The organism is Rhodococcus sovatensis (assembly GCF_037327425.1).
GTDB classification, from domain to species: Bacteria; Actinomycetota; Actinomycetes; order Mycobacteriales; family Mycobacteriaceae; genus Rhodococcoides; species Rhodococcoides sovatense.
Genome location: NZ_CP147846.1, coordinates 5,190,001 through 5,213,842 on the forward strand (window position 1 = coordinate 5,190,001; position 23,842 = coordinate 5,213,842).

At 63.3% G+C, this 23,842-nt stretch carries 20 protein-coding genes; 11 read left to right on the forward strand and 9 right to left on the reverse strand.

Going from position 1 to position 23,842, the window contains the following annotated elements; genetic code table 11:
- The first annotated feature begins 136 nt into the window (after positions 1-136).
- Positions 137-787, forward strand: a complete 651-nt coding sequence (locus WDS16_RS24185) for a phosphatase PAP2 family protein (RefSeq protein ID WP_338888353.1) — start codon at positions 137-139, stop codon at positions 785-787.
- Positions 788-912: 125 nt separating this feature from the next.
- Here WDS16_RS24185 and WDS16_RS24190 read toward each other — a convergent pair whose 3' ends face one another.
- Together WDS16_RS24190 and WDS16_RS24195 are read right to left on the reverse strand one after the other, a co-directional pair.
- Complete coding sequence (locus WDS16_RS24190; RefSeq protein WP_338888354.1) at positions 913-2,382, reverse strand: mannitol dehydrogenase family protein; 1,470 nt, start codon at positions 2,380-2,382, stop codon at positions 913-915.
- Positions 2,379-3,401 carry an NAD(P)-dependent alcohol dehydrogenase gene (locus WDS16_RS24195; protein ID WP_338893599.1) on the reverse strand — a complete coding sequence of 341 codons (1,023 nt, stop codon included), beginning with the start codon at positions 3,399-3,401 and terminating at the stop codon, positions 2,379-2,381. Before WDS16_RS24195 ends, WDS16_RS24190 begins: the two co-directional genes overlap by 4 nt.
- Before the next feature lie 84 nt (positions 3,402-3,485).
- On the opposite strand from WDS16_RS24195, the gene WDS16_RS24200 reads away from it, so the two are divergent.
- The 6 genes from WDS16_RS24200 to WDS16_RS24225 all read left to right on the forward strand — a co-directional run bounded on the left by WDS16_RS24200 (position 3,486) and on the right by WDS16_RS24225 (position 10,750).
- Positions 3,486-4,538 carry a sugar-binding transcriptional regulator gene (locus WDS16_RS24200; protein ID WP_422395711.1) on the forward strand — a complete coding sequence of 351 codons (1,053 nt, stop codon included), beginning with the start codon at positions 3,486-3,488 and terminating at the stop codon, positions 4,536-4,538.
- 1 nt (position 4,539) lies between these two features.
- Positions 4,540-5,892 carry a sugar ABC transporter substrate-binding protein gene (locus WDS16_RS24205; RefSeq protein ID WP_338888357.1) on the forward strand — a complete coding sequence of 451 codons (1,353 nt, stop codon included), beginning with the start codon at positions 4,540-4,542 and terminating at the stop codon, positions 5,890-5,892.
- The gene (locus tag WDS16_RS24210; RefSeq protein WP_338888359.1) at positions 5,889-6,839 is read left to right on the forward strand and encodes a sugar ABC transporter permease; all 951 of its coding nucleotides are present in this window, start codon (positions 5,889-5,891) and stop codon (positions 6,837-6,839) included. Before WDS16_RS24205 ends, WDS16_RS24210 begins: the two co-directional genes overlap by 4 nt.
- Positions 6,839-7,726, forward strand: a complete 888-nt coding sequence (locus tag WDS16_RS24215) for a carbohydrate ABC transporter permease (protein ID WP_338888360.1) — start codon at positions 6,839-6,841, stop codon at positions 7,724-7,726. The genes WDS16_RS24210 and WDS16_RS24215 overlap by 1 nt, the downstream gene beginning before the upstream one ends.
- Before the next feature lie 32 nt (positions 7,727-7,758).
- Positions 7,759-8,865: an ABC transporter ATP-binding protein gene (locus WDS16_RS24220; protein WP_338888362.1), complete on the forward strand. Its 1,107-nt coding sequence runs from the start codon at positions 7,759-7,761 to the stop codon at positions 8,863-8,865.
- Positions 8,866-9,061: 196 nt separating this feature from the next.
- Positions 9,062-10,750 carry an AMP-binding protein gene (locus WDS16_RS24225; RefSeq protein ID WP_338888364.1) on the forward strand — a complete coding sequence of 563 codons (1,689 nt, stop codon included), beginning with the start codon at positions 9,062-9,064 and terminating at the stop codon, positions 10,748-10,750.
- Here the strand turns inward: WDS16_RS24225 and WDS16_RS24230 are convergent.
- From WDS16_RS24230 to WDS16_RS24245, 4 genes are all read right to left on the reverse strand, one after another.
- Complete coding sequence (locus WDS16_RS24230; protein ID WP_338888365.1) at positions 10,729-11,544, reverse strand: alpha/beta hydrolase; 816 nt, start codon at positions 11,542-11,544, stop codon at positions 10,729-10,731. The two genes, WDS16_RS24225 and WDS16_RS24230, sit on opposite strands and share 22 nt — an antisense overlap.
- A gap of 8 nt (positions 11,545-11,552) precedes the next feature.
- Entirely contained in the window at positions 11,553-13,238 is a 1,686-nt protein-coding gene (locus WDS16_RS24235; protein WP_338888366.1) for a SulP family inorganic anion transporter, read from the reverse strand.
- Between the two features lie 58 nt (positions 13,239-13,296).
- Positions 13,297-14,880 carry an ABC-F family ATP-binding cassette domain-containing protein gene (locus WDS16_RS24240; protein WP_338888367.1) on the reverse strand — a complete coding sequence of 528 codons (1,584 nt, stop codon included), beginning with the start codon at positions 14,878-14,880 and terminating at the stop codon, positions 13,297-13,299.
- 96 nt (positions 14,881-14,976) lie between these two features.
- Positions 14,977-15,510 (reverse strand): hypothetical protein, encoded by a 534-nt coding sequence (locus tag WDS16_RS24245; RefSeq protein ID WP_338888368.1) that lies wholly within the window; start codon positions 15,508-15,510, stop codon positions 14,977-14,979.
- 67 nt (positions 15,511-15,577) lie between these two features.
- Here WDS16_RS24245 and WDS16_RS24250 point away from each other — a divergent pair, with 67 nt between their 5' ends.
- The 3 genes from WDS16_RS24250 (at position 15,578) to WDS16_RS24260 (ending at position 20,267) form a co-directional block, all read left to right on the forward strand.
- Complete coding sequence (locus WDS16_RS24250) at positions 15,578-17,401, forward strand: penicillin-binding transpeptidase domain-containing protein (protein WP_338888370.1); 1,824 nt, start codon at positions 15,578-15,580, stop codon at positions 17,399-17,401.
- Positions 17,402-17,733: 332 nt separating this feature from the next.
- Complete coding sequence (locus WDS16_RS24255; RefSeq protein ID WP_422395860.1) at positions 17,734-19,362, forward strand: NTF2-like N-terminal transpeptidase domain-containing protein; 1,629 nt, start codon at positions 17,734-17,736, stop codon at positions 19,360-19,362.
- 167 nt (positions 19,363-19,529) lie between these two features.
- Complete coding sequence (locus tag WDS16_RS24260; protein WP_338888372.1) at positions 19,530-20,267, forward strand: sulfite exporter TauE/SafE family protein; 738 nt, start codon at positions 19,530-19,532, stop codon at positions 20,265-20,267.
- Positions 20,268-20,273: 6 nt separating this feature from the next.
- Here the strand turns inward: WDS16_RS24260 and WDS16_RS24265 are convergent, their stop codons facing one another.
- The 3 genes from WDS16_RS24265 to WDS16_RS24275 form a co-directional block, all read right to left on the reverse strand.
- Positions 20,274-21,722, reverse strand: a complete 1,449-nt coding sequence (locus tag WDS16_RS24265) for an oligopeptide:H+ symporter (protein ID WP_338888374.1) — start codon at positions 21,720-21,722, stop codon at positions 20,274-20,276.
- A 45-nt stretch (positions 21,723-21,767) separates the two neighbouring features.
- On the reverse strand, positions 21,768-22,145 hold the full coding sequence (locus tag WDS16_RS24270; RefSeq protein ID WP_338888376.1) for a DUF3054 domain-containing protein: 378 nt from the start codon (positions 22,143-22,145) through the stop codon (positions 21,768-21,770).
- 86 nt (positions 22,146-22,231) lie between these two features.
- A complete protein-coding gene (locus WDS16_RS24275; RefSeq protein ID WP_338888378.1) occupies positions 22,232-22,783 on the reverse strand; it encodes a YceI family protein in 552 nt (183 codons plus the stop codon).
- 124 nt (positions 22,784-22,907) lie between these two features.
- Between WDS16_RS24275 and map the strand changes: the two genes are divergently transcribed.
- Positions 22,908-23,678, forward strand: a complete 771-nt coding sequence (gene map, locus WDS16_RS24280) for a type I methionyl aminopeptidase (RefSeq protein WP_338888380.1) — start codon at positions 22,908-22,910, stop codon at positions 23,676-23,678.
- Positions 23,679-23,842: the final 164 nt, after the last annotated feature.

The window sequence follows — 23,842 nt, forward strand, 5'->3', positions numbered from 1 at the left end:
CATCCTGCTGGGTCTCGTCCGCATCCGGATCAGCCTCGGGTACGACATCTGCAGAACCCGCCTGCGACCCAGGTCGTAGAGAACCGCCACCGTGGGGCTGATTCGCGAGGACTAGCGGAATTTTAGCGTCGAAGACATGCCTCAGAACTCTCTGCCCGTCCTCGCCCGGGCTCTTCCTATTGCCGGGCTCTTCGCCCTGTTGGCCGTGTTCGCCTGGCCGGTACGTGCAGACTTATACCTCGCCGTCGCCCCGGCTGTCGCGGGCTCTGCGGCAGCCTCGGTTGTCGCGGACGTGGCTTCTTACGGGCTGCTCGCGCTGGTTGCCCTGGCCGGGCTTCTTGCCCTCTGGTCCCTGGTGCGCGACCGTGCCGCGTTTTGGCGGCTCGTGTGCGGAGGCGTCGGCGCGATCATCGCCTACGTGATCAGCGAGGCTGTGAAGCTGCTGGTGAGCGAGGAACGCCCCTGCCGCGTGTGGGACGTGGCCACAGCTCTGGCCTGCCCCGAAGTCGGGGACTGGTCCTGGCCCTCGAATCACTCCGTCCTGGCGGCCGCGTTCGCCACCTCCTGCATCGTCTCCGTGCCCCGCACCGCCTGGTTCGCGGTCCCTGCCGCGCTGCTGGTCGGTGTCTCCCGCCTGGCCGCAGGCGTCCACTATCTGCACGACGTCGCCTCCGGGTTCGCCCTGGCCGTCCTGCTCGTGTCCCTGTTCGTCGTGCTCTTGCGTCCGGCGGTCGGTCGTCTGCCGCGCAGCTGGACGTCCCCTCAACTCCGCGACCACGAGTCGTAGTGATCGTGCCCCCGCAGCCTTCTATGCTTGCGTGCTTGCATATCGAGCGGGCCGCGGGACGACGCGACTTTCATTCCTGAACAAGTTACGCCCCAGCAACAGTGACGGGCAGGCGAGAGATCGCTCTAGGCGCGCAGCAACTGAAGGGTCGCCCGGGCACCATTGAGGTGCAGCGACTCGAGCTGCTTCGTGTACTCCGCGACGAAGCGCTCGTTGTCGATCAAATCGCCGAAGACAGCGCGGTTGGAAATGAACGCCGTCGGATTCTCGTGTTGTGTGCGGGCGAGTGGGACGAGTGAATCCTTCAGCTGATCCACGATCTCGATGGGCTGCCCCTGCTCGTCGACGGCCTCGGCGTAGCGAGCCCAACTGGCCACGACGGCAGTGGCCAGGGCGATTTCGCCACCGGTCTCTAGATTCTGTCGAATCACAGGTAGGACCCATTTCGGAATTCGATCCGACGATTCCGCACACAGCCGCGCCACGGTGTCTCGGATCTCCGGATTGGAGAACCGCTCGATGAGCGTCTTCTTGTACTCGTCGAGGTCGATGCCGGGCACGGGCGCGAGCGTCGGCGTTGCTTCGGTGTTCATGTATGCAAGCAGGAACTCGGCGAACAGCGAATCCTGCGCGACCTCGTGCACCAACCGGTAGCCGCTGAGGTAACCGAAGTAGCAGAGTGCCTGATGGCTGGCGTTGAGCAGCCGGAGCTTCATCAGCTCGTACGGAGTGACGTCGTCGACGACCTGTACTCCGACGTCCTCGAACGGCGGACGGCCGAGCGTGAAGTTGTCCTCGAGTACCCACTGCGTGAACGGTTCACCGGCTACCGGCCACTGATCGTCGATCGCGTATCGATCCGAAAGTCCCTGTATCACTTCAGGGGTGGTGACGGGGGTGATGCGATCGACCATCGAGTTGGGGAATGCACCCTCGGCCGTGATCCACTCCGCCAGAGCTGGATCGCGCAGGCGCGCGAACGTGGTGAACGTCGACTGCGCCATGTGCCCGTTGCCTTCGATGTTGTCGCAGGACATGATCGTGAACGGTTGCAGACCACGATTCTTGCGTCGCGCCAACGCCTCGACGACCAATCCGAACGTGGTCGACGGTGTTGCACCGTCTGCGAGGTCGGCAACTATCGCAGGGTTCTCGGTGTCGAATTCACCCGTCGTGGCCGAAAAGTTGTATCCACCTTCGGTTATCGTGAGTGAGACGATCTTGACGGACTCGGACGCCATCTTCTCGATCACTGCCTCGGCGTCGTCCGGCGCAAACAGGTATTCGACGATAGAGCCGATGATGCGAGTGTCCCACGTCCCGTCGGGATGTTTGAGGGTCAACGTGTACAGGCAATTCTGCGCATCCATGACGTCCTTCATCTTCCGATCCCCGGGAAGGACGCCGACGCCGCAGATACCCCAGTGCGACGCCTCACCCTGTTGCAGCAGGCGGTCGACGTACATGGCCTGATGAGCGCGATGGAAGCCGCCGACCCCGAAATGGACGATCCCGACTGTCACCTCGGTTCGATCGTAGGTCGGCACTGCGACATCTTCGATGAAGTCGTCGAGGTTGTGCGAGTTCAACTTCATGCGTCGTGCTCCTTCGTGAATCCGGGAATGACAACAGCTTTGATGCTTCCCGCCACTGTGTCGGCGTTCAGTGCATCCTCGACGCCCGCGAGATCGAAGCGCGCAGTGACCATCGAGTCGAGATCGACGAGTCCGGCGAGCACCAGTTCCCGGGCGATCGGCCAGGTATTGGCGTAGCGGAAGACGCCGGTCAGAACGAGCTCGCGGTTCTGGATCAGCGAGATCGGCAGCGCGTAGTCCGATGCGCCCATGCCTACGAGTACGACGGTACCGGCAGGGCGGACCGCGTGAATGCCGTCGACGACGGCTCGCGGTGCGCCCGAGGCGTCGATGAACGCATCTACCTCGAGGTTCCGTACGTCGGTCGCGGCGGGATCGACGACGCGAGTCGCGCCGAAGCGAGACGCATTGGAACGTCGGCTCTCGTCGATGTCGGAGACGATCACCTCAGTTGCGCCGAATGCGCGGGCGACCTGAGCGGTGACGAGTCCGACCGGACCGGCGCCGGTGATGAGGACGCTCGACCCGGCGGTGATGCACGCCTTCTGCGCCGACGCGATACCGACGGACAACGGTTCGAAGAGGGCGGCCGCCTCGTCGGAAATCTCGTCGGGAATCGAATGGGCGAACACGGACTGAATCAGGACGTACTCGGCCAGGGCGCCGTCGATCGGCGGCGTCGCGAAGAACTCCATCGCGGGACACAGGTTGTATCGGCCGGCGCGCGACTGCGAGCTCGTGGGGTCCGGGCGTTGCGGCTCGATGGACACGCGCTGCCCGATTCGAGTGTCTGCCACGGCCGAACCGACGGCAACGACGACGCCCGCGGCCTCGTGACCCAACACCAACGGGCCGTTCACCACATGGTCTCCGATGCGTCCCTCGCGGTAGTAGTGGGCGTCCGAACCGCACACGCCGACCGCTGTGACGCGAACCAGAACCTCGTCGGCAGCGGGAGTCGGAACCGGCCGAGATTCCAAACGGATCTCCTGCGGCCCGGTGAGAACACTGACCTGCATCGACTGTGACACGGGATCCCTTCGATCGGTGGGTGTTGTGTAGATCACACCTTGATGTTAGCTTAGTGAGCAGAAGAACACACTATGAGCATCTGCTCAGAGTGGTCGACGTCAAGGGAGCGGGTCGTGACCACAACGGTTCCAGAGGTGCCGGGCCCGCAGCGGTCGTCGAAAAGCACCGACGACCTGCGGCTCGCTCTTCGTGCCGCATCGATGTATCACCTGGAAGGAGCGACACAGGCCGAGATCGCGGTCAAGCTCGGTGTCTCGCGTCCCACCGCGGGCAGGCTCGTCGCCAAGGCAAGGGCCCTCGGGCTGGTGACCATCGAGATCAATGTGCCCGACGAACTCCAGGGCACCGTCCACGCCGATATCGAGCGTGATCTCGAACGCGCATTCGGTCTCACCGAGGCGCTGGTGGTTCCAGATGTCATCGACGGCACCGACAACGGCTACGGCTCTCTCGGACGTGCGGCTGCTGCAATGCTCTCGCGTCGACTGGGTGCAACCGACACCCTGGGATTCACGTGGGGGCCGGAGACGGTTGCCGTCGCGCATTCGCTGAGGTCTCGGGGTGTGAAATGTGCCCAGGTCGTCCAGCTCGACGGTTCGATGAGTGCGGCCGACTACCAGACCGGCGTCGAATACACCCTGGGGCGGTGCGCCGAATATCTGCAGGCTAGGCCGGTTCGCCTCAATGCTCCGCTGTACGCCGACCCGGCCACAGTGACTGCTCTGCAACAGGATTCGGTGATCTCACGCGCCCTGCAGGCCGGGACCGAGGCCGACGTGATGATGTACGGCCTCGGTCCCGTGTCCACGTCCACCACGCTCTTCGAGGGCAGCTTCCTCGACGTTCAGATTCTCGATGAGCTGCACCACCTGGGCGCTGTCGGCGAGATAGGTGGCAGGTTCTTCGGTCCCGACGGCACTCCGACCGAAGGATCCTTGCCTGGGCGCACCGTATCGGTTGGTCTCGACGCCATCCGTGACTGCAACCGGGCGATTCTGATCTCGGGTGGGAAGAAGAAGCATCAGGCGATTCTCGGCGCGCTGCGCGGAGGATTCGCCACCGTATTGGTGACCGATATCGAAAGCGCGCGTTGGTTGATGGCGCATACGAAAGAAGGTTCGTAACATGAGGGTACTCCCGAAAGTGGTTGTCGCGGCTTCGCTTACGACGACCTTGGTGCTGTCCGGCTGTGCCGGCGCGGGGTCGTTCGGCGGTGACGGCGACGGTACGACGATCACCGTGGCCATCGTCTCGAACTCGCAGATGTCCGACGCCATTTCCCTGGCGCCAGCATTCGAGGCCGAAAATCCCGGGATCAATCTGAAGTTTGTCTCGCTGTCGGAGAACGAGGCGCGCGCAAAGATCACAGCCTCGGTCGCCACCGGTGGCGGTGAGTTCGACGTAGTGATGATCAGCAACTTCGAGACCCCGCAATGGGCCGAGAACGGCTGGCTCACCAATCTTTCCGAGTACGCCGATGCCACGCCGGGGTACGACGAGGACGACTTCATCCCGACGCTGAAGGAATCGCTGTCCTACGAGGGAAGCATGTACTCGGTGCCGTTCTACGGTGAATCCTCGTTCCTGATGTATCGCAAGGACTTGATGGAAGCGGCGGGGATCACAATGCCCGAGGAGCCAACCTGGCAGGAAGTCGCCGACGCCGCAGCCGCATTGGACAGTGACGATGTCTCCGGCATCTGCCTACGCGGAAAGCCCGGCTGGGGTGAGGTACTCGCGCCGTTGAACACCGTCATCAACGCTTTCGGCGGACGCTGGTACGACGAGAACTGGAATGCACAGCTGACCAGCCCTGAAACCGAGGCTGCAGTGCAGTTCTACGTCGACACCGTTCGCGAACACGGTCAAGCAGGCGCAGCAACAAGTGGTTTCAGCGAATGCGGTACGCAGCTGTCGCAGGGCAACACTGCGATGTGGTACGACGCCACCTCCGCCGTCTCGGTCCTGGAGGATCCGACGTCGAGCAATGTCGTCGGCAAGATCGGCTACGCCAAGGCGCCGAGCGAAGCCAAGGGTGACAACGGCTGGCTCTACTCCTGGGCTCTCGGAATCCCGACGACCTCGGAAAACCCGGACGACGCCTGGAAGTTCGTGTCGTGGATGACCAGCAAGGAATACCTGAACAAGGTCGGCAACGAGCTTGGCTGGGAGCGAGTGCCACCCGGAAGCCGACTGTCCACCTACGAGATTCCCGAGTACAAGGAAGCGTCGGCTGCGTACGGCCAGGTGACGTTGGACTCGATCAACGGCGCGGACCCCAACGATCCGACCGTCGATCCAGTTCCCTACACCGGAGTGCAGTTCCTGACCATTCCTGAGTTTCAGGATCTCGGAACTCGTGTCAGTCAGCAGATCAGTGCAGCAGTGGCAGGACGAATCAGCGTCCAGGACGCGCTCGCTCAAGCGCAGCAGTACGCCGAAGTGGTCGGCAAGACGTACCAGGAGGGCCAGGGATGACCACCACCGAAACGAGGTCGGCGGACGCCGATTCCGAAGAATTCGTACCGAGGCGAAGGACCGTCTCCAAGGCGGAGGGGTGGCGTCGACGCGGCCCGCTGCTGCCGGCGATGGTGTTCGCGATAGTCGTCACGCAGATTCCGTTCTTGTTCACGCTGTACTACTCGACGCAGTCCTGGAATCTCGTCCGGCCGGGCTCACGAGAGTTCAACTGGCTCAACAACTACGTCGATGTCTTCCGAGACAGTCAGTTCCGTGAGGTCGCGCTCAACACCGTGATCATGATCGTCGGAACAGTCATCATCTCGGTGATTCTCGGGCTGTTCCTGGCTTTGCTGTTGGATCGTAAGTTCATCGGCCGCAGCCTGATTCGCACGTTGCTGATCACCCCATTCTTGATCACTCCCGTTGCAGGTGCGCTGATCTGGAAGACCACGATGTTCGACCCGGTCTTCGGGCTGATCAACTTCGTGCTGAGTCCGTTCGGGGTGGACCAGATCGACTGGGTCTCGCGGTTCCCATTGCCTGCGGTGATGGCCAACCTGATCTGGCAGTGGACCCCGTTCATGATGCTGTTGATCCTGGCCGGACTTCAGTCGATGCCGAAAGACATCTCCGAGGCGGCTCGAGTCGACGGCGCAGGGCCGGTCGCACTCTTCCGTGAACTGACGTTCCCGCATCTACGACGCTTCATCGAACTCGGTGCCGTCCTCGGCGCGATCTACCTGGTCAACACATTCGACGCCGTGTACATGATGACCTCGGGCGGGCCAGGAGTCGCGTCGGCGAACCTTCCGTTCTACATCTACCAACGTGCGTTCCTCGGCTTCGACATCGGTCAAGCCGCAGCCATGGGCGTCGTTACCGTGGTGGCCACCATCATCGTCAGCACCCTGGCTTTGAGACTGATCTTCAAGAGCTTCAGTGGAAACGAGGAGGCGGCGTGATGAGTACCGCGACCACGAACAAGTCCAAGAAATCGACACCGCAGACATCTGACGGCGTGGCGATCAAACGCCGCAGCAATTGGGGAACGGGAACAATCTGGTCCGTCGTGGCCTGGGTGGCAGGCATCGTGTTCTTCTTCCCCGTGCTGTGGATGGTTCTGACCGGGTTCAAACAGGAGGCCGATGCCTACTCCGACCCACCGAAGCTGTTCTTCACCCCGACCCTCGATCAGTACCGCGGGGTGCTGGAAAGCGGAATCGGTACCGCGTTGCTCAACTCGGCGTTCGCGACCATCGTTTCGACGCTGCTCGTTCTGCTGCTCGGTGTTCCCGCTGCGTTCGCCCTCTCGCTCAGGCCGGTGAAGAAGACGAAGGACGTGCTGTTCTTCTTCATCTCCACCAAGATGCTCCCGGTCGTCGCGGCGATCGTGCCCCTGTACGTGATCGTCGGCGATATCGGGATGCTGGACAACATCTGGACGCTGGTGATTCTCTACACCGCAATGAATCTGCCGATCGCGGTGTGGATGATGCGTTCGTTCTTCCTCGAGGTGCCGAGCGAACTGCTCGAGGCCGCGAGTATGGACGGTGCATCACTGTGGACCTCGGTCCGCGAGGTGATCCTGCCTCTCGTTTCACCCGGTATCGCGGCGACATCGCTGATCTGCGTGATCTTCTCGTGGAACGAATTCTTCTTCGCCGTCAACCTCACTGCCGTTCAGGCCCAGACGATCCCGGTCTACCTCGTCGGCTTCATCACCGGGCAGGGCCTGTACTGGGCCCAGTTGTCCGCGGCTGCGACGTTCGCAGCACTCCCTGTGGTCCTTGCCGGATGGTTTGCGCAGAACAAGCTCGTGCGCGGTCTGTCCTTCGGTGCCATCAAGTAACTCGGCCTTTCGAAACTCAGGAGAAACAAGTCATGGCTGCAATCACGTACAAGAAGGCATCCTGCGTCTACGAAGGTGCCGACAAGCTCGCTGTCGATTCGCTCGACCTCGACATCCAGGACGGTGAGTTCGTCGTCCTCGTCGGACCGTCCGGCTCCGGAAAGTCCACCGCTCTGCGTATGCTCGCCGGGCTGGAGGAGATCGACGGTGGTGCAATCGAAATCGGCGGCAAGAACATGGTCGGTGTTCCGTCGAAGGACCGCGACATCGCCATGGTGTTCCAGAACTATGCGCTCTACCCCAACAAGACCGTCGGGGAGAACATGGGATTTGCCTTGAAGATGCGCGGCGTTTCGCTCGAGGAGCGCAAGCAGAAAGTTGCCGAAGCCGCCAAGATTCTCGACCTCACCGAGTACCTCGACCGCAAGCCGGGCAAGCTTTCCGGTGGCCAACGGCAGCGAGTTGCCATGGGCCGCGCTATCGTTCGTGAACCTCAGGTGTTCTGCATGGACGAGCCGCTGAGCAACCTCGACGCGAAGCTGCGTGTCCAGACGCGTACTCAGATCGCGGCGTTGCAGCGCAGGCTCGGCACCACCACCGTGTACGTGACCCACGACCAGGTCGAGGCCATGACGATGGGGGACCGCGTCGCAGTTCTGCGCGGCGGCAAGCTGCAGCAGTTCGCGAGCCCGACGGATCTGTACGACAACCCGGTCAATGCGTTCGTCGCCGGCTTCATCGGATCACCGGCCATGAACTTGATGACGGTGCCCATCGGCTCCGGTGGAGTTCAGATCGGGGAGTTCCTGCTGCCGCTCGAGCGCGATGAACTCACCAAGCTTGCGAGCCTGGGGCTCGACGAGGTTACGGTCGGACTGCGCCCCGAGCAGCTCGGCATCGTGCACGGCGGTGGTGAGGGCTTCGAGGGGAAGGTCGATCTCATCGAGGAGCTCGGCAGCGAGTCGTACCTGTACGCGCATTTGGACGATCCCAAGGTGAAGGGTCTCGACGGTGGACCGGTTTCGCTCGTTGCTCGGTCCGCAGTGCGGGCGCCGGCGAAGATCGGCGAGAGCATCGGCCTGACCCGACTCGAGGGCGCGATTCACCTGTTCCACCCGGAGACCGGTGCGCGGATCTGAGCGAGGTCTACCTGGGGGCTCCGCCCCCAGTGGGGGGGGGGGGGGGGGCACTCCCGTGCACTTAACCGCGCCACTAGGCCCAGTCCGGGCCGCCGCGTCGACCGGTGCTCATGCCCCCATCCGGGGGTAGCGCGCCCGTAGCCGAGGTCCATACCGTGGTCGATCAGTGAGATGTGCGCCACAGCAAGGAGTGACCATGACGGACGGAACAGCATTCGCGAGGTTCAAGCAGGCACGGGACACCCTGCTGGGCGCCCACGGCGACTACGACACCGCCTTGGAGAAATTCGAATGGCCCACGTTCGAGGGCAACTTCAACTGGGCGATCGACTGGTTCGACGCGTTCGCGCGTGACAACGACGGAACTGCTCTGTGGATCGTCGAGGAAGACGGCTCGGAGGCGAAATACAGCTTCGACGACATGTCCCGACGCTCGGACCAGGTCGGTCGCTGGCTCTCCTCGCTCGGGATCTCCCGTGGCGACGCCGTCGTGCTGATGCTCGGCAACCAAGTCGAGCTGTGGGAATCGATGCTGGCGGTCATGAAGCTCGGGGCTGTGCTGATGCCGACGACAACGGCCATCGGTTCCGCCGACCTCACCGATCGTATCGAGCGCGGGCAAGCCAAAGCTGTCATCGTCAACCCAGTGGATGCAGCGAAATTCGACGACGTTCCCGGTGACTATCTGAAGATTTCCGTCGGCGACGTTCCGGGATGGACCGACTTCCATGCTGCGTACGACGTGCAGGATGCGGAGCCGTTCGAGGCCGTCACGTCACCCGACGACCGGCTGCTTCTGTACTTCACCTCGGGAACGACGAGCAAACCGAAGCTCGTCGAGCACACGCAGGTCTCCTACCCTGTCGGCCACCTGAGCACCATGTACTTCCTCGGGCTCCAACCGGGAGACGTGCACCTCAACATCAGTTCACCCGGCTGGGCGAAGCACGCGTGGAGCTGCTTCTTTGCGCCGTGGATCGCCGAGGCCACGATCTTCGTATACAACTACACGCGCTTCGACGCCAAAGCCCTCCTCGGTCAGATCCGTCGCGCCGAGGTGACGACGTTCTGCGCCCCACCGACGGTGTGGCGCATGCTGATTCAAGCGGATATCTCCGGCGGTGGGGGAGCGCTGCGTGAAGCGATCGGAGCGGGTGAACCCCTGAACCCCGAGGTGATCTCGCACGTACAGAAGGAGTGGGGGCTCAACATCCGCGACGGCTTCGGCCAGACGGAAACCACTGCGCTCGTGGCCAATACGCCTGGTTCGGAGCTGAAGTTCGGATCGATGGGACGCCCCCTCCCCGGCGTCCCGGTCGTCATCATCGACCCGGTGACCGGACTGGAAGCCGACGAAGGTGAAATCTGTCTGGATCTGGCGAAGAAGCCGTACAACCTGATGACCGGATATCTGGGCGATCCGGCACGCAACGCGGAGGTGATGAAAGGCGGCTATTACCACACCGGAGACGTTGCCTCCCGTGACGAGCGTGGCTACATCACCTACGTAGGCCGCACCGACGACGTCTTCAAGGCGTCGGATTACAAGGTGTCGCCGTTCGAACTGGAAAGCGTGTTGATCGAGCACCCAGCGGTGGCGGAGGCTGCCGTCGTACCCGCCCCCGACGAGACTCGCCTGGCAGTTCCGAAAGCATACGTCGCACTCGCTGCGGGCTGGGAACCGAACGAGGACACCGCGTTCGAAATATTGAAGTACGCACGCGAGCATCTGGCGCCGTACCTGCGTGTGCGCCGAATCGAGTTCTTCGAGCTACCGAAGACCATCTCGGGCAAGATTCGACGGGTGGAGCTGCGGGCGCGTGAGGATTCAGGTGAGGTGTTGTCCGGTGAGTGGCGGGACGATCAGTTCGCGGGGTTGAAGTAAGACGGGACATTGCGCTCGAGAAACGGCTGAACGACGCCCAACACTTCCGCACTCGCGGCGGGCGTCGTGGAATGGTCGAATCCATCGATGAGATGGAACTCGGCGCGCGGGACCAGCCGGGCCGCTGAACGTGAATCGTCGAGCCTGGTGCGGTCTTCCGAGCCGACGTAGAACAGGCTGGGCATATCGAACTGCTCGAGATCGCCGTCCGAAAGCCCGGGTTCGAGATCGGATGCGCGGAAGTATGCGGCCATCGCATCGGAATCGTTGGCGGAGAACACCGCTCGGGTCGCGGCGTCGACCGGGAACAGTCGGTGGTTGTTCCACTCGTCGAGGAACCCTCCCATTCCGTGCTCTGCGAGCACGTCCGCGCATCCGGGGAAGAACAGCCGATCGAATGCCCCGCGCTGCGGGCCATGGGAACCGCCGCCGACGACGAGGCTGTTGATTCTCTCCGGTGCGCGGGCAGCCAGTGTCAATCCGGCGCGTCCCCCGTACGAGTAGCCCCAGTAGTCGGCGCTGGACACACCGGCGGCATCGAGCACCGCCACGAGATCTCCGACGATCGACTCCATTCGGTATGCCGAGACCTGGTGCGGCTTGTCGCTGCGGCCGTGGCCGCGCATGTCGAGGAGAATCAGCGTGCGTGATGGACGCAGTGCTCTGACGTATCCGAACGTCCGCCAGATCGCGTGCGTCAACAGGCTGCCATGCACCAGGAGGAGGGGCGGGCCCGAGCCCACGACCTGAAATGCGATCCGAGTGCCGTCGTCCGGGTTCACTGCGTAGTCCACGACGGTGATTATCTCAGCTCGAACGCGTTCACTGCGGCTTCGACGGTGTAGTAGAAGCGCGTCGAGTCGAACCTACCGCCGACACCGAAGCGAATGAGCCGATCCTTGATCGGGCCCTTCATCTCGGCAAAGACCAGCCGTATCTCTCGACTTCGGAGGAATCGGTCGAGGTCGACCAACTCGTCGACGGCGGTCGTGTCGAGTCCGGTGATGGGCTCGGCTGCGATGACAACCCACTCGACGGGTGTCGGGGCGGCGTCGACGACCGAGCGTACGTACTGATCGAAGATCTCACCGTTGGCGAAGAACAGCGGAGCGTCGAATCGGAGCAGGACGAGTCCAGGGATGCGGTGACCGTCGGGATGGCGTTGAACGTCGTGGAATCCCGGGCGGTGCTGCGTACGAACGAGTTCCGTGCGGTACGGCTGCCACGCACGCGCCACGACGGCGACGAAGGACAGACCGATTGCAACGAGAATGCCCTCCAGCACCCCGACGAGTGCGACCCCGAGGAACGCTGCTGCACCGGTGGCGAATTCGACGCGACTCAGGTGCCACATTCGTACTGTTCCGCTCACGTCGACGAGCGAAGTAGCCGCCACGATCACCACTGCCCCGAGCGCCGCGTCGGGCAGATAAGCGGTGACGCCGGGGGCGACGAGAACGAAGACGAGGACCGCGAGCGCGCCCACAACACCGGTCAGTTGTGTTCGAGCACCGTTCTGTTCGGCTACCGGCGTGCGTGATCCGCTGGCAGAGATGGGGAAACCACCGAACAATCCACCGGTGACGTTGGCGACACCGATCGCCTTCATCTCGCTGCTGCCGTCCACATCGTCACCGCGTCTGGCTGCGAACGTTCGGGAGAGAACTCCTGTGTCGGCGAATGCGATGAGGGCGATCGCCGCAGCCGGCCCGATCAACGCGGCGACGTCTCCCCAGTCGACGCCGCCGAACGAGGGCAGCGGCAACCCTGTCGGCAATGCGCCGACCATGTCGATTCGGTCGGTGAGATCCAGCGCAGCGGACGCCACGACCGCTCCGATCACCGCGACCAGAACTCCCGGGACACGGGGAAGCCAACGACGAAATGCGACGATGACGGCAATCGAGCCGATGCCCACCGCCGCTGCGACGGGGTCGACGCCGCCGAGGGCGACCGATCGCACGGTCTGCTCGATCTGTCCGAGAAGGTCACTGGCGTCGACCGAGAAACCGAGCAGCTTCGGACATTGACCGACGATGACGACGAGCGCGATCGCGTTCAGGTAGCCGAGTCGAATGGGCTTCGACAGCAGTGCGGTGACGAAACCAAGCCGTAGGAAACCGCCGGCCAGCAGGATGATGCCGACAAGGACGCCGAGGACGCCGGCCAGGGCCAACGCGCTCGCCGGATCGTCGGTGACGGCCAGCGGCACGATCGCTGCGGCGATGAGAGGCGCCAGCGATGAATCCGGACCGAGGACGAGAATCTTCGACGGCCCGACGACTGCATATGCGAGCAGCGGCACGATCGTCGCGTACAGGCCTGCGTATGCAGGCAACCCGGCTGCCTGCGCGTACCCCATTCCTGCCGGAATCAGCAGGGCCGTGAGAACGAGCCCTGCCGTGATGTCGTTTCGCAACCATTCCCGGCGGTAGGCGCGGGCCGTCGCGACACCCGGCAGTCGACCGAGACCGCTCGTCCAGGACATACGTTGCAGTATCGACCTCACAGCGAGACGATGCGCAGGCCGGGGTGCGCGAAGTGCGTCAGAGCTCGATCCACCGCGTCGGGTGCAGTTCGCGGAGGAACGGCAGGTCGTGGCTGACGACGACGAGAGCTCCCTCGTAGCTCGACAGCGCCTCGGTCAGATGTGCCTTGCTGACGAGATCGAGATTGTTGGTGGGCTCGTCGAGCATCAGCAGTCGAGGGGCTGGTTCGGCCAGAAGAATCCGTGCCAACGCCGCACGCAATCGCTCACCACCCGATAACGTCGAGACGACCGCGTCCGCGTCGGAGCCACGAAACAGAAATCGAGCGAGCTGAGCTCGAATCTGCTCGTTCGACGCGGTTTCCGCGACGTCGGCGACGTTCTCTGCGACGGTGCGTGATTCGTCGAAGACATCGAGTCGTTGCGGAAGGTAGCGCCACGGCACGGCCGGCCCCGAAGCGTCGATCGTGTCGAGCAGTGTCGTCTTCCCGCTTCCGTTCGGTCCGATCAGCGCGATCCGTTCGGGCCCGACGATCTCGAGATCTCCAACGTGAGCAACCGCTTGTCCGGCATGAACTTTCGTCGCAGGCAGCGCGACGCGTATTTCGCGATCGTCGCGTAGCCGCTCCTCGGCGGCGGCGAGCACGTCGTGAGCATCGTCGACTTTCTCGAGGTGGGTGTTGCGCAGTTTGCCCGCCGACACCTGCGCGGCTCTCTTGCGCTTGCCCATGAGGATCTTGGGCGCACGCTTCTGCTCGTACATCTTCTGGCCATATCGGATTCGACGGTCGATCTTGGTCCTCGTCTCGACCAGCTCCCGCTCCTGCTTGCGCACATCGTTTTTCGCGTCGTTCACCGCGGCCCGGGCTGCCTCCTGCTCTGCATCGACGACGGCTCGATAGTGGGTGTAGTTCCCGCCGAACATCCGCAGTCGCGTAGGACCGTCGCGGTGGGCTCTGAGTTCGGCGATGGTATCCATGGCGTCGAGAAGTTCGCGGTCGTGGCTGGTGACGATCAGTACACCTCGAAACGCACCGATCGCCTCGTAGAGGCGTGCGCGCGCATGCAGATCGAGGTTGTTGGTCGGCTCGTCGAGCAGTAGGACGTCGGGTTCGGCCAACAGTTCAGCAGTCAGAGCAAGCAGCATCGATTCGCCGCCGGACAGCGTTCCGAGAACCCGATCGAGATCTGCAGGCACGGCGACGAGATGGCCGAGTCCGAGCCGGTCGAGCAGTGCCACGGCGCGTTCCTCGACATCCCACTGTGTCCCCACGGTCGCGAAGTCACTCTCGGTCGAATCTCCGGATTCGATGCGGTGCAGAGACTCTCGGATTTCACGAAGACGAAGGACCTCGTCGACGCGCCTACCCGGCCGCAGCGCGACATCCTGCGGTAGGTAGCCGAGAGTGCCGGGAATCGTGATCGACCCGCGCGTCGGCGTCAACTCTCCGACGACGAGTTTCAACAGCGTCGATTTGCCGGTGCCGTTCGATCCGACAAGACCTGTTGCACCGGTGGGGAATACGGCATCGAGTGCGTCGAATACCGGACTGCCGTCGGGCCAGGTGAAATCGAGACCGGATATGGACAGGGATGGTGAAGTAGACAAGGTTGCTCCAGAGGTGTGCGTGCGTGCTGGCATGCGTGAAAACCTCTAAACGAGCAACGGCCTCTCCGAATCTGTCGACGACAAGGTAATTCCCAGGTTAGGTGGGATCACCGGCAGCATGCAACCGAATTACGACGTCGGGCCCTTCTTGCGCAGGTCGTCGACCTTCGTCATTGCCTCACGCAGCTCGCCCAGCCAGTCCTGAGTGTGCTCCCCGACCAGTTTGACCGCCCACGACAATGCATCTGCACGTGATCGCGCGACCCCTGCGTCGACGAGTGTGTCGAGCACCTTCCGTTCCGGTTGGCGCAGTCTCGTCATGACCGGGACAGCGAGGTGCGTGAAGAGCACGGCCTCCCCGTCGACGGTCACTCCCCATGCGACCTTGCGGCCGTAGCGCGCCTCGGCCTCGTCGGCGATCTGCATTCTGTCCTGACGTGTGGTCTCGCGGAATCGAGCGATCCGGCCCTCGGTTGCCGCGGATCCCTCGTCGTCGCCGATGGGGAGTTCACCGATCACAACGATTTCCTCGCGGTCCACCTCGACAGTGGCTGCACCGGCGAACCAGTTCTCGGGAAGTCTGCCGCCGAACCACTCGGGCGCATCCGACGCGTCGGGTACATCGGCCTGCTGCCATCCGCCTGGTCTTCCGAACTTTCTCATGACTACTCCTTTTCAGTTCCTGATTACGTGATTACACCGTTGTTCATCACTTCGCCACGATTCAGGCATGATCGGACGGGTGCGCACATCGAAGAAGACGGTTTCCTCCCTCGTCGCCGTCGGGGCGTTGGTCCTGGCAGGCTGCGGAGACGACGGCCCGCCCGAACCGCAGACCACCGCCGAGCAGTTCGTCGACGCGATCAACAGCGGCTCGGCTGATGCGGCGGCCGCGCTGACGACCGATCCGGCCGCTGCGTCGGCAGCGCTGGCCGGGCTGTACGACGGGTTGAGCGCAAGCGGGACTGTCACCGCGACTCCCGACTTCGCCGTCGAATCGGCTTCGGACGAGGGCGGATCGGTGACGCTGGATGCCACATGGCGTTTCTCGACTACGACGGACGGGACGGAGGAGCCCGACGGCGAGCCGAAGCAGTGGCAGTACGACACCACAGCCACCGCGACCGAAACCGACCAAGGTTGGCGGATCAACTGGGACCCGGCGGTGCTCGCGCCTGGTCTCGCTGCCGACTCGACTGTCCGCTACATCTCGACCGATGCGCTCGTGACGCCCAAAGTGTTCGACCGAACCGGCGCCGAGCTGATGTCGCAGCAGGTCGTCACACTGGTCAACGTCGATTCGACGGCTGATCCCGCTGTAGTGGCGTCGTACCTCACGCCGATCGTCCCGACGATCACTGCCCAATCCATTGCCGCGGATCAGGCTCAGTCGCAGGGCAATTCCGTCACGCTCGTCTCGCTTCGGCAGTCGGACCTCGACCCGATCGCCGCGGAACTGACGGCAGTGCCCGGAGTCACACTCGCCCCACAAACTCGTCTGCTGACGACCGACCGCGCCCTCGCCTCGCCCGCGCTCACCGGGGTCGCCGATCTCTGGCAAACTCAGCTCGACGACAACAAGGGCTGGTCGATTCAGTCTCTGAAAGCGGACGGATCCGTCGAGCAGCTGGCAGGGGTCGATGCGAGCCCGGCACCCGACATCGCGACCACACTCGACAGCGGATTACAGATCAAAGCCGAGAACGCACTGGCTTCGCTTCCGCAGCAGTCTGCGATCGTCGCTCTGCAGCCGTCCACCGGCAACGTACTGGCTGTCGCCCAGAACTCAGCGGCAGACGCCGAGGGCCCCATCGCCCTCACCGGTCTGTACCCACCGGGATCGACATTCAAGACCGTGACGACGTCCGCTGCGCTCGACGCCGGCATCGCTACACCGGACACGATCCTGCCGTGCCCGGGCACCGAGAACATCGAGGGGCGTCAGATCCCGAACGACGACAACTTCGATCTCGGTGATGTTCCGCTGCACACCGCCTTTGCGCGCTCGTGCAACACGACGATGGGGCGGCTCGGCGTCGGACTGCCGGCGGACGCGCTCCAGCTGACCGCACAGCAGTACGGGCTCGGCGTCGACTACGTGACACCGGGTCTGACGACGGTCACCGGTAGCGTGCCCGTCGCCGACACTCCCGCAGCTCGTGTCGAAGCAGCGATCGGGCAGGGGCAGGTGACGGCGTCCCCGTTCGGGATGGCGTTGGTGGCGTCGTCGATTGCCGGTGGTTCACTGAAGGCTCCGACCCTTGTGAGCGGGCAGCCCGGTGTCGCCGACGTGACGCCTGCGCCCGTCGATGCGGTGGTCGCCGAGCAGGTCAAGACCATGATGCGCGAGACCGTCACGGGTGGGACCGCTACGCAGCTTCAGGACATCCCGGGGCTGCTCGGCAAAACCGGTACCGCCGAATTCGGTCCGAACAACGAGGGGGCGCACGGCTGGTTCGTCGGCATCCAAGGCGATCTGGCGTTCGCGGTCTTCGTCGCGGGTGGTGAGAGCTCTGCGCCGGCCCTCGAAGCCGCGGGCCGGTTCTTGCGGTAGTCCCACCTGGTTGCGCAGTTTGCAGCCGGGGCGCAGGTTGCAACGTGGGCGTGTGCTGGAAGGTGCGCGTTCGGCGGTGGTGGTGACCGAATGAGTCGTTCGGTGCGGGTTCGGGTGCGGTGACCTGGTTGCGCAGGTTGCAGCCGGGGCGCAGGTTGCAACGTGGGCGTGTGCTGGAAGGTGCGCGTTCGGCGGCGGTGGTGACCGAATGAGTCGTTCGGTGCGAGTCTGTGCCCCACACCGAGGCCGCGTAGCGAAATCGTGACCGTAGCGTGTGAATACCGTGCTTGTTACTTATGTGACTACAGTGAATATTGTGACTCATGAGTTCTATGGGGAGGCCGGTTGTGCGCCGGATTCGCGGCCGCTACGTGGTCGCTGTGGGGGCGAGCCTCGTGCTGACGTCGACGGTCGCGTTCTGGACGATCGACGACCCGAAGAGTGAGGCCGAGGGAGTCGTCGACGATTTCGTCGCAGCCCTCAACGACCACGACATCCAAGCAGCCGCAGCGCTGACGACGTACCCCAACGCCGCGGCAGCAAGCCTGACTCAGATGTTCGACGGACTGTCGGCGAACGGTGCGTCGACGGGGGACTTCGAACTCGGGCAGTTCATCGATCTCTCTGGCGACTCCGGGTTCTTCACCGTCGACAGTGGGTGGAACTTCGGCGAAGGCAAGGACTGGCAGTACTCGACCCGCGGCACAGCGAAGAAGCTGAGTGTCGGGTGGCGAATCGCTTGGGAACCAGACGTTCTCGCACCGGATCTACCGCCGGGTGGAAGCGTGCGGTACGTACGTACCGATGCTGCGCCCCCGTTGGTGTTCGACTCGGCGCAGAACGTGCTGATGAACGAGCGAACGATCAACGCGATCCTTCTCGATCCAGCCCAGATGCCGGACCCGGCGGCGTCTGCGGCACAGCTCGCCGACGTCATCGATGTCGTCGCACCGCTGATCACCGCGGACACGCTGCTCTCAGACCTCGCGGCATCTCCGAATAGTTCGATCCTCGCTGTCAACCTGCGCGACGACGATTTCGCCGTCCTCGAGGATGACCTGCGGGCCATTCCGGGTGTGGTCGTCGCCCAGACCCCGAAGTTGATCGCCGGCGACCGGCGAATTACGTCCCCGCTGCTCGATTCACTTCGAAATGCGTGGCAGCAGAATCGTGATGCCACCGCGGGATGGGCCGTGGACGTAATCGGACCCGACGGATCGTTGACGCGTCAGGCGGGTTTCCAGGGCCCGGGTGGTCCCGACTTGCACGCGACACTCGATCCTCGAATCCAGCTCGCCGCAGAAGAGGCCGTCGTCAGCGTCGGTACACCTGCTTCGATCGTGGCAATTGTCCCGTCGACCGGCGCGATCGTCGCCGCAGCGCAGAACAGCTACGCCAACGAGCAAGGTCAGATCGCATTCTCGGGAATGTATCCGGCAGGATCGGCATCCGATCTGCTCACTGTCGACGGCATCGACGCCACAGCGCTCGGTATCGGCGTGAACTACTCGATGCCGGGACTCGACGCGTTCACTGGACAACTCCCATCCGGAAGCGCTGCGATCGAACGGTTCCGCACGGTCGGACACGAGACGACTGAGGCAGTCGTGACACCGTTCGGACTAGCACAGATGGGCGCAGCGGTGTCACGAGGCAGCGCTCCGCTTCCATCGATCGTCGTAGGACAGACAGCGGTGGCCGACACGGAGGCGTCGTCGATCCCCCCGGACGCGTTGGCGAAGTTACGCGAAATGTTCCAGAGCTCGGCGCACGACGAGGGCCTCGACGCCTACGACGGTCTCACCGGGTTCGCCGGCAACAGCGGCGACGACCGCTGGTTCATCGCCAACAGAGGTGACCTGGCCTTCGCCGTCTACATCGAAGACGCCGACGGAACAGACCAGGCCGTGAAGATGAGCACCCGGCTACTCCGCGAAATGGACTCCGGCGCCGCCGAATAACCACCGGCCACCGCTCGCGGCCTATCTGGGTCACTCCGCAGGCTGCGCTCCTGCCCCCGCGGGTCACTCCGCAGGCTGCGCTCCTGCCCCCGCGGGTCACTCCGCAGGCTGCGCTCCTGCCCCCGCGGGTCACTCCGCAGGCTGCGCTCCCGGTAGCTTTGTTCTCTGTGACCCTGCTCGAATTCGGACTCCTCGTCGTCGCCGGTTATTTCGCCGGTCTCGTCGGGTTCGTCACCGGTCTCGCATCGCTGGTGTCCTATCCGGCTTTGCTCGTCGCAGGCGTACCGCCGGTCGCGGCAAATGTCACGAACACGGTTGCGCTTGTGGCGGCGGGCGTCGGGGCAACGACCAAAGCGTCGAGCGAAATCGCCAGGGGCGGAAAACAGCTGATCCGATTCGCGATCGTCTCGGCCTTCGGTGGTCTTGCTGGTGCGATTCTGCTGTTGGTCGCGCCGGAAGGTTCTTTCGAGGCGGTCGTCCCCTACCTCGTCGCTTTCGCGGCCGTCGCTCTACTGCTGCAACCACGCATCCGAAATCTGGCCGGCGACAAAGAATTCCCGACGCTGTATCCGATCTCGCTGTTCCTCGTCGCCATCTACGGAGGTTACTTCGGGGCAGGAGCCGGCGTGATTTTCCTTGCACTGGGGCTGATCTGCACCTCGGACTCCATCTGGCGCGTCAGCATCCTCAAGAGTTTCTTCCTCGGCATTGCCAACGCCGTCGCGGCGATCATCTTCGCGTTTTCGGGCGACGTGAACTGGCTTGCGGCACTGGCTCTCGCGATCGGAGCCTTCGCGGGCGGCTACTGCGGGCCGCCCGTGGTGAAGGTCATTCCCCCGAAGGTGCTGCGTACCGCCGTCGGGATCCTCGGTCTCGGGTTGGCCGCCTGGTTGATGTGGAAATAGGCGCCCTCATCGGACTCCGCTCATCATCTTCTTGATCCACGGTGTCACGGCCAGCAGCAGGACAGCGACGGCAATCGATGCTCCGCCGACACTGTAGAAGAACGGATCGGGGTTATCCTCGTCGTAGTAGCCGGCCAGGGTGCCCGCCATTGCCGAGCCCAACGCGACGGACAGGAAGAACAATGCCACCATCTGAGTGTGGAAGTTCTCCGGAGCAAGCTTGGTCGAGAGGGATAGGCCGACCGGCGACAGGAACAGTTCGGCCAACGTGAACATCAGCAGGATGCCGACGAGGGCGAGCAACGGCATGCTGCTTCCGGCGAGGGAGGGCACGAAGGCCAGGAACGCCAGACCCATGATGAACACACCCGCTGCGAATTTCAGCGGAGTCGACGGTTGCCGGTCTCCGAGCTTTGTCCACACCGCCGCGAACACACCGGCAAAAATGATGATGAAGATCGGATTGATGGACTGCACCCAGTTCGGTGGAAAGTCCCAGCCGAACAGGTTGCGGTCCAGGCTGCTGTTCGCGATGAGTGGGACCGTGGTGAATTGCTGTTGATAGAGGGACCAGAAAGCTGCGCTGGCGATGAACATCGGAATGAACGAGATGACCCGTCTACGCTCGATCTGCGTGATGCGCTTGCTGGACAATATGAGCGCGAAGTAGCCGACAGCGGCGACGACAGTGACGCCGACGACGATGTCGGACATGTTCGACGCCGTGATGGCGCCGAATACGGACAGCAATGCGATGACGACGATTGCAACGACGGCGATACCGCCCCACCGGAGGCGCTCGCTCGCAGGCAACGGATTCGATGGAACCGCTCCGATGCCGTGTAGGTGCTTTCGGCCGATCGTGTACTGGATGAGTCCGAGAGCCATTCCCACCGCGGCAATTCCGAAACCGGCATGGAATCCGGCTGTGTCCCAGGCCAACCCGGTGAGCAACGGTCCGATGAAGGCGCCGAGGTTGATTCCCATGTAGAAGATGGAGAACCCCGCGTCGCGGCGATTGTCTTTCTCGTCGTAGAGATCGCCGACGAGTGACGTCGCGTTTGCCTTGAGCCCGCCGCTGCCGAATGCGACGAGAACCAATCCGACTCCGACACCGAGGAATCCGGGCAAAACGGCCAGGGCGATATGGCCGAACATGATCATCACAGCGCTGTAGAACAGCGTGCGCTCGGATCCGAGAAGCCGGTCGGCGATCCATGCGCCGAGGATTGTGGAGAGGTAGACCGTGCCGCCGTAGGCGCCGACGATGGACGTCGCCGAGGCCTCGGAGATACCGAGTCCGCCGTCTGCGGTCGAGTAGTAGAGGTAGTAGATGAGGATGCCTTGCATCCCGTAGAACGAGAATCGTTCCCACATCTCTACGCCGAAGAGGTTTGCCAGCGCGAACGGCTGCCCGAAGAACGCGGTGTCCTGCTTGCTCTGCACGTCGGTCATGAGTGAACTGTCCCAGACTTACGCGGCGAAATGGCGCAGATCAGCTCAGTTTTTCGGGGCAGGTAACAATTTTGCCAGCCCTCGCCAGCCCAACAAGAACACAGCCAGAACAGTCGACGCGACAATGATGAAGCTGACGGCCGTTCCTTGCCCGCTGACCACGCGCAAGAGCATCCCGGCGACGACCGTGCATACCCACACGAGCACGCCCGTCGGGATGATCAGGTAGGCGTCGAACTTGTCCCGGTACAGCACCCACGTCGCGACCCAGCCGACTAGTGCGCCGATGATGAACGGCCATGCAGTGGTGGCGAGTCCGGCGACGGCGTTTGCCTCGTCATGGCTTCGGCGGCCGATGGCGCAGAAGATCACGACGAACAGTAGATCGATGACGGCGGCGATGACGGGTCTGCGGCTGCTCACCGGCCCTACTCTAGTTCCCGGACGATATGAATGTGCCGCCGCGTCAATCGAACTGACGCGGCGGCACATTCACGTGGGAAGGCTGATCAGGAAGCGAATCCGGCTTCGATCTCGAGCGTCAAGGCGATCTTGTCACCGACGACTGCGCCGCCGCCTTCGAGGGGCATGTCGATGCTGATGCCGAAGTCGCGACGGTTGATCGTGGTGCTGGCCTCGAACCCTGCAACCGGGCCTGCACCCATGCCTGGGTTCACGCCGTTGAACTCGAGCTTCAGGTCGATGGACTTGGTGACGCCGTGGAGGGTGAAGTCACCGGTCACAACGAAGTCGCTTCCGTCGGCCTTGACCGAGGTGGAGGTGAACGTTGCGGTCGGGAACTTCTCGACCTCGAAGAAGTCTGCAGTCTTGAGGTGGCCGTCGCGCTGCTCGTTGTCGGTGGTGATGGAGGTGACGTCGATTTCGGCGTTGACCGACGGGGTGCCGTCCTCGGCGACCGTGATGGTGCCGGTGAATGCCTGGAAGCGTCCGCGGACCTTGCTGACCATGAGGTGGCGCACGGAGAAACCGACGGTCGAGTGAGAAGGGTCGATGTTCCAGGTTCCTGCGGAGAGTTCGGGCAATGCGATAGCGGTGGTCATGGCAACTCCTGATTGGTTGAAGGTTCAATCTGTATTGTACATAAACGGACCGAGGTCCGCATCTATTCCGTGTCGTCGGTATAGTTCGGCCGGTATAGTTATTCGACTGTTTCGGAGGCGTCGCATGATCGAGATTCTGAATTCCGCCCAGCTTGCCCAGGCGAAGGAGTCAGGAGCTCTCGTCGGCGGCATCCTCCAGTCGATGAAGGAGCGGACGGAAGTCGGCACCAATCTGCTCGACATCGACCGGTGGACCAAGGAAATGATCGTCGCGGCTGGAGCGACATCCTGCTACGTCGACTACGCGCCGTCGTTCGGGCGTGGTCCCTTCGGGCACTACATCTGCACCGGTGTCAACGACGCCGTGCTCCACGGGCTACCGCGCGACTACGAGCTCGCCGACGGGGACCTGCTGTCGCTCGACCTCGCCGTTGTCCTCGGAGGTGTCGCTGCGGACTCCGCGATCTCCTTCATCGTCGGCGAGAACAAGCCGGCGGAGAGCGTCGCACTCATCGACGCGACCGAACGTGCCTTGGCGGCGGGAATAGCGGCCGCCGGACCTGGGGCTCGCATGGGCGACATCTCCCATGCCATCGGCTCCGTCCTGAGCGCGGCGGGTTATCCGATCAACACCGAGTTCGGCGGCCACGGTATCGGGTCGACGATGCACCAGGACCCGCATGTATCGAACACCGGCCGGGCGGGCCGCGGATACACACTGCGTCCCGGCCTGATGCTCGCCCTGGAACCGTGGGTGATGGCCGACACCGCCGAACTCGTCACCGACGACGACGGCTGGACCCTCCGAAGCTCTACGGGCTGCCGGACCGCGCACAGCGAGCACACCGTCGCCATCACCGATCACGGGGCCGAGATCATGACTCTGGCTAAGTAGCCGGTCCCGGTTATGGGACCGAACGACTGATTCGGTCTCCGGCTGGGAGCGAACGACTCATTGGGTCACTCAGAGTGACCGAACGACTGATTCGGTCTCCGGCTGGGAGCGAACGACTCATTCGGTCACTCCAAGGGTGTGCACACACCGAAGCACCGACCGCT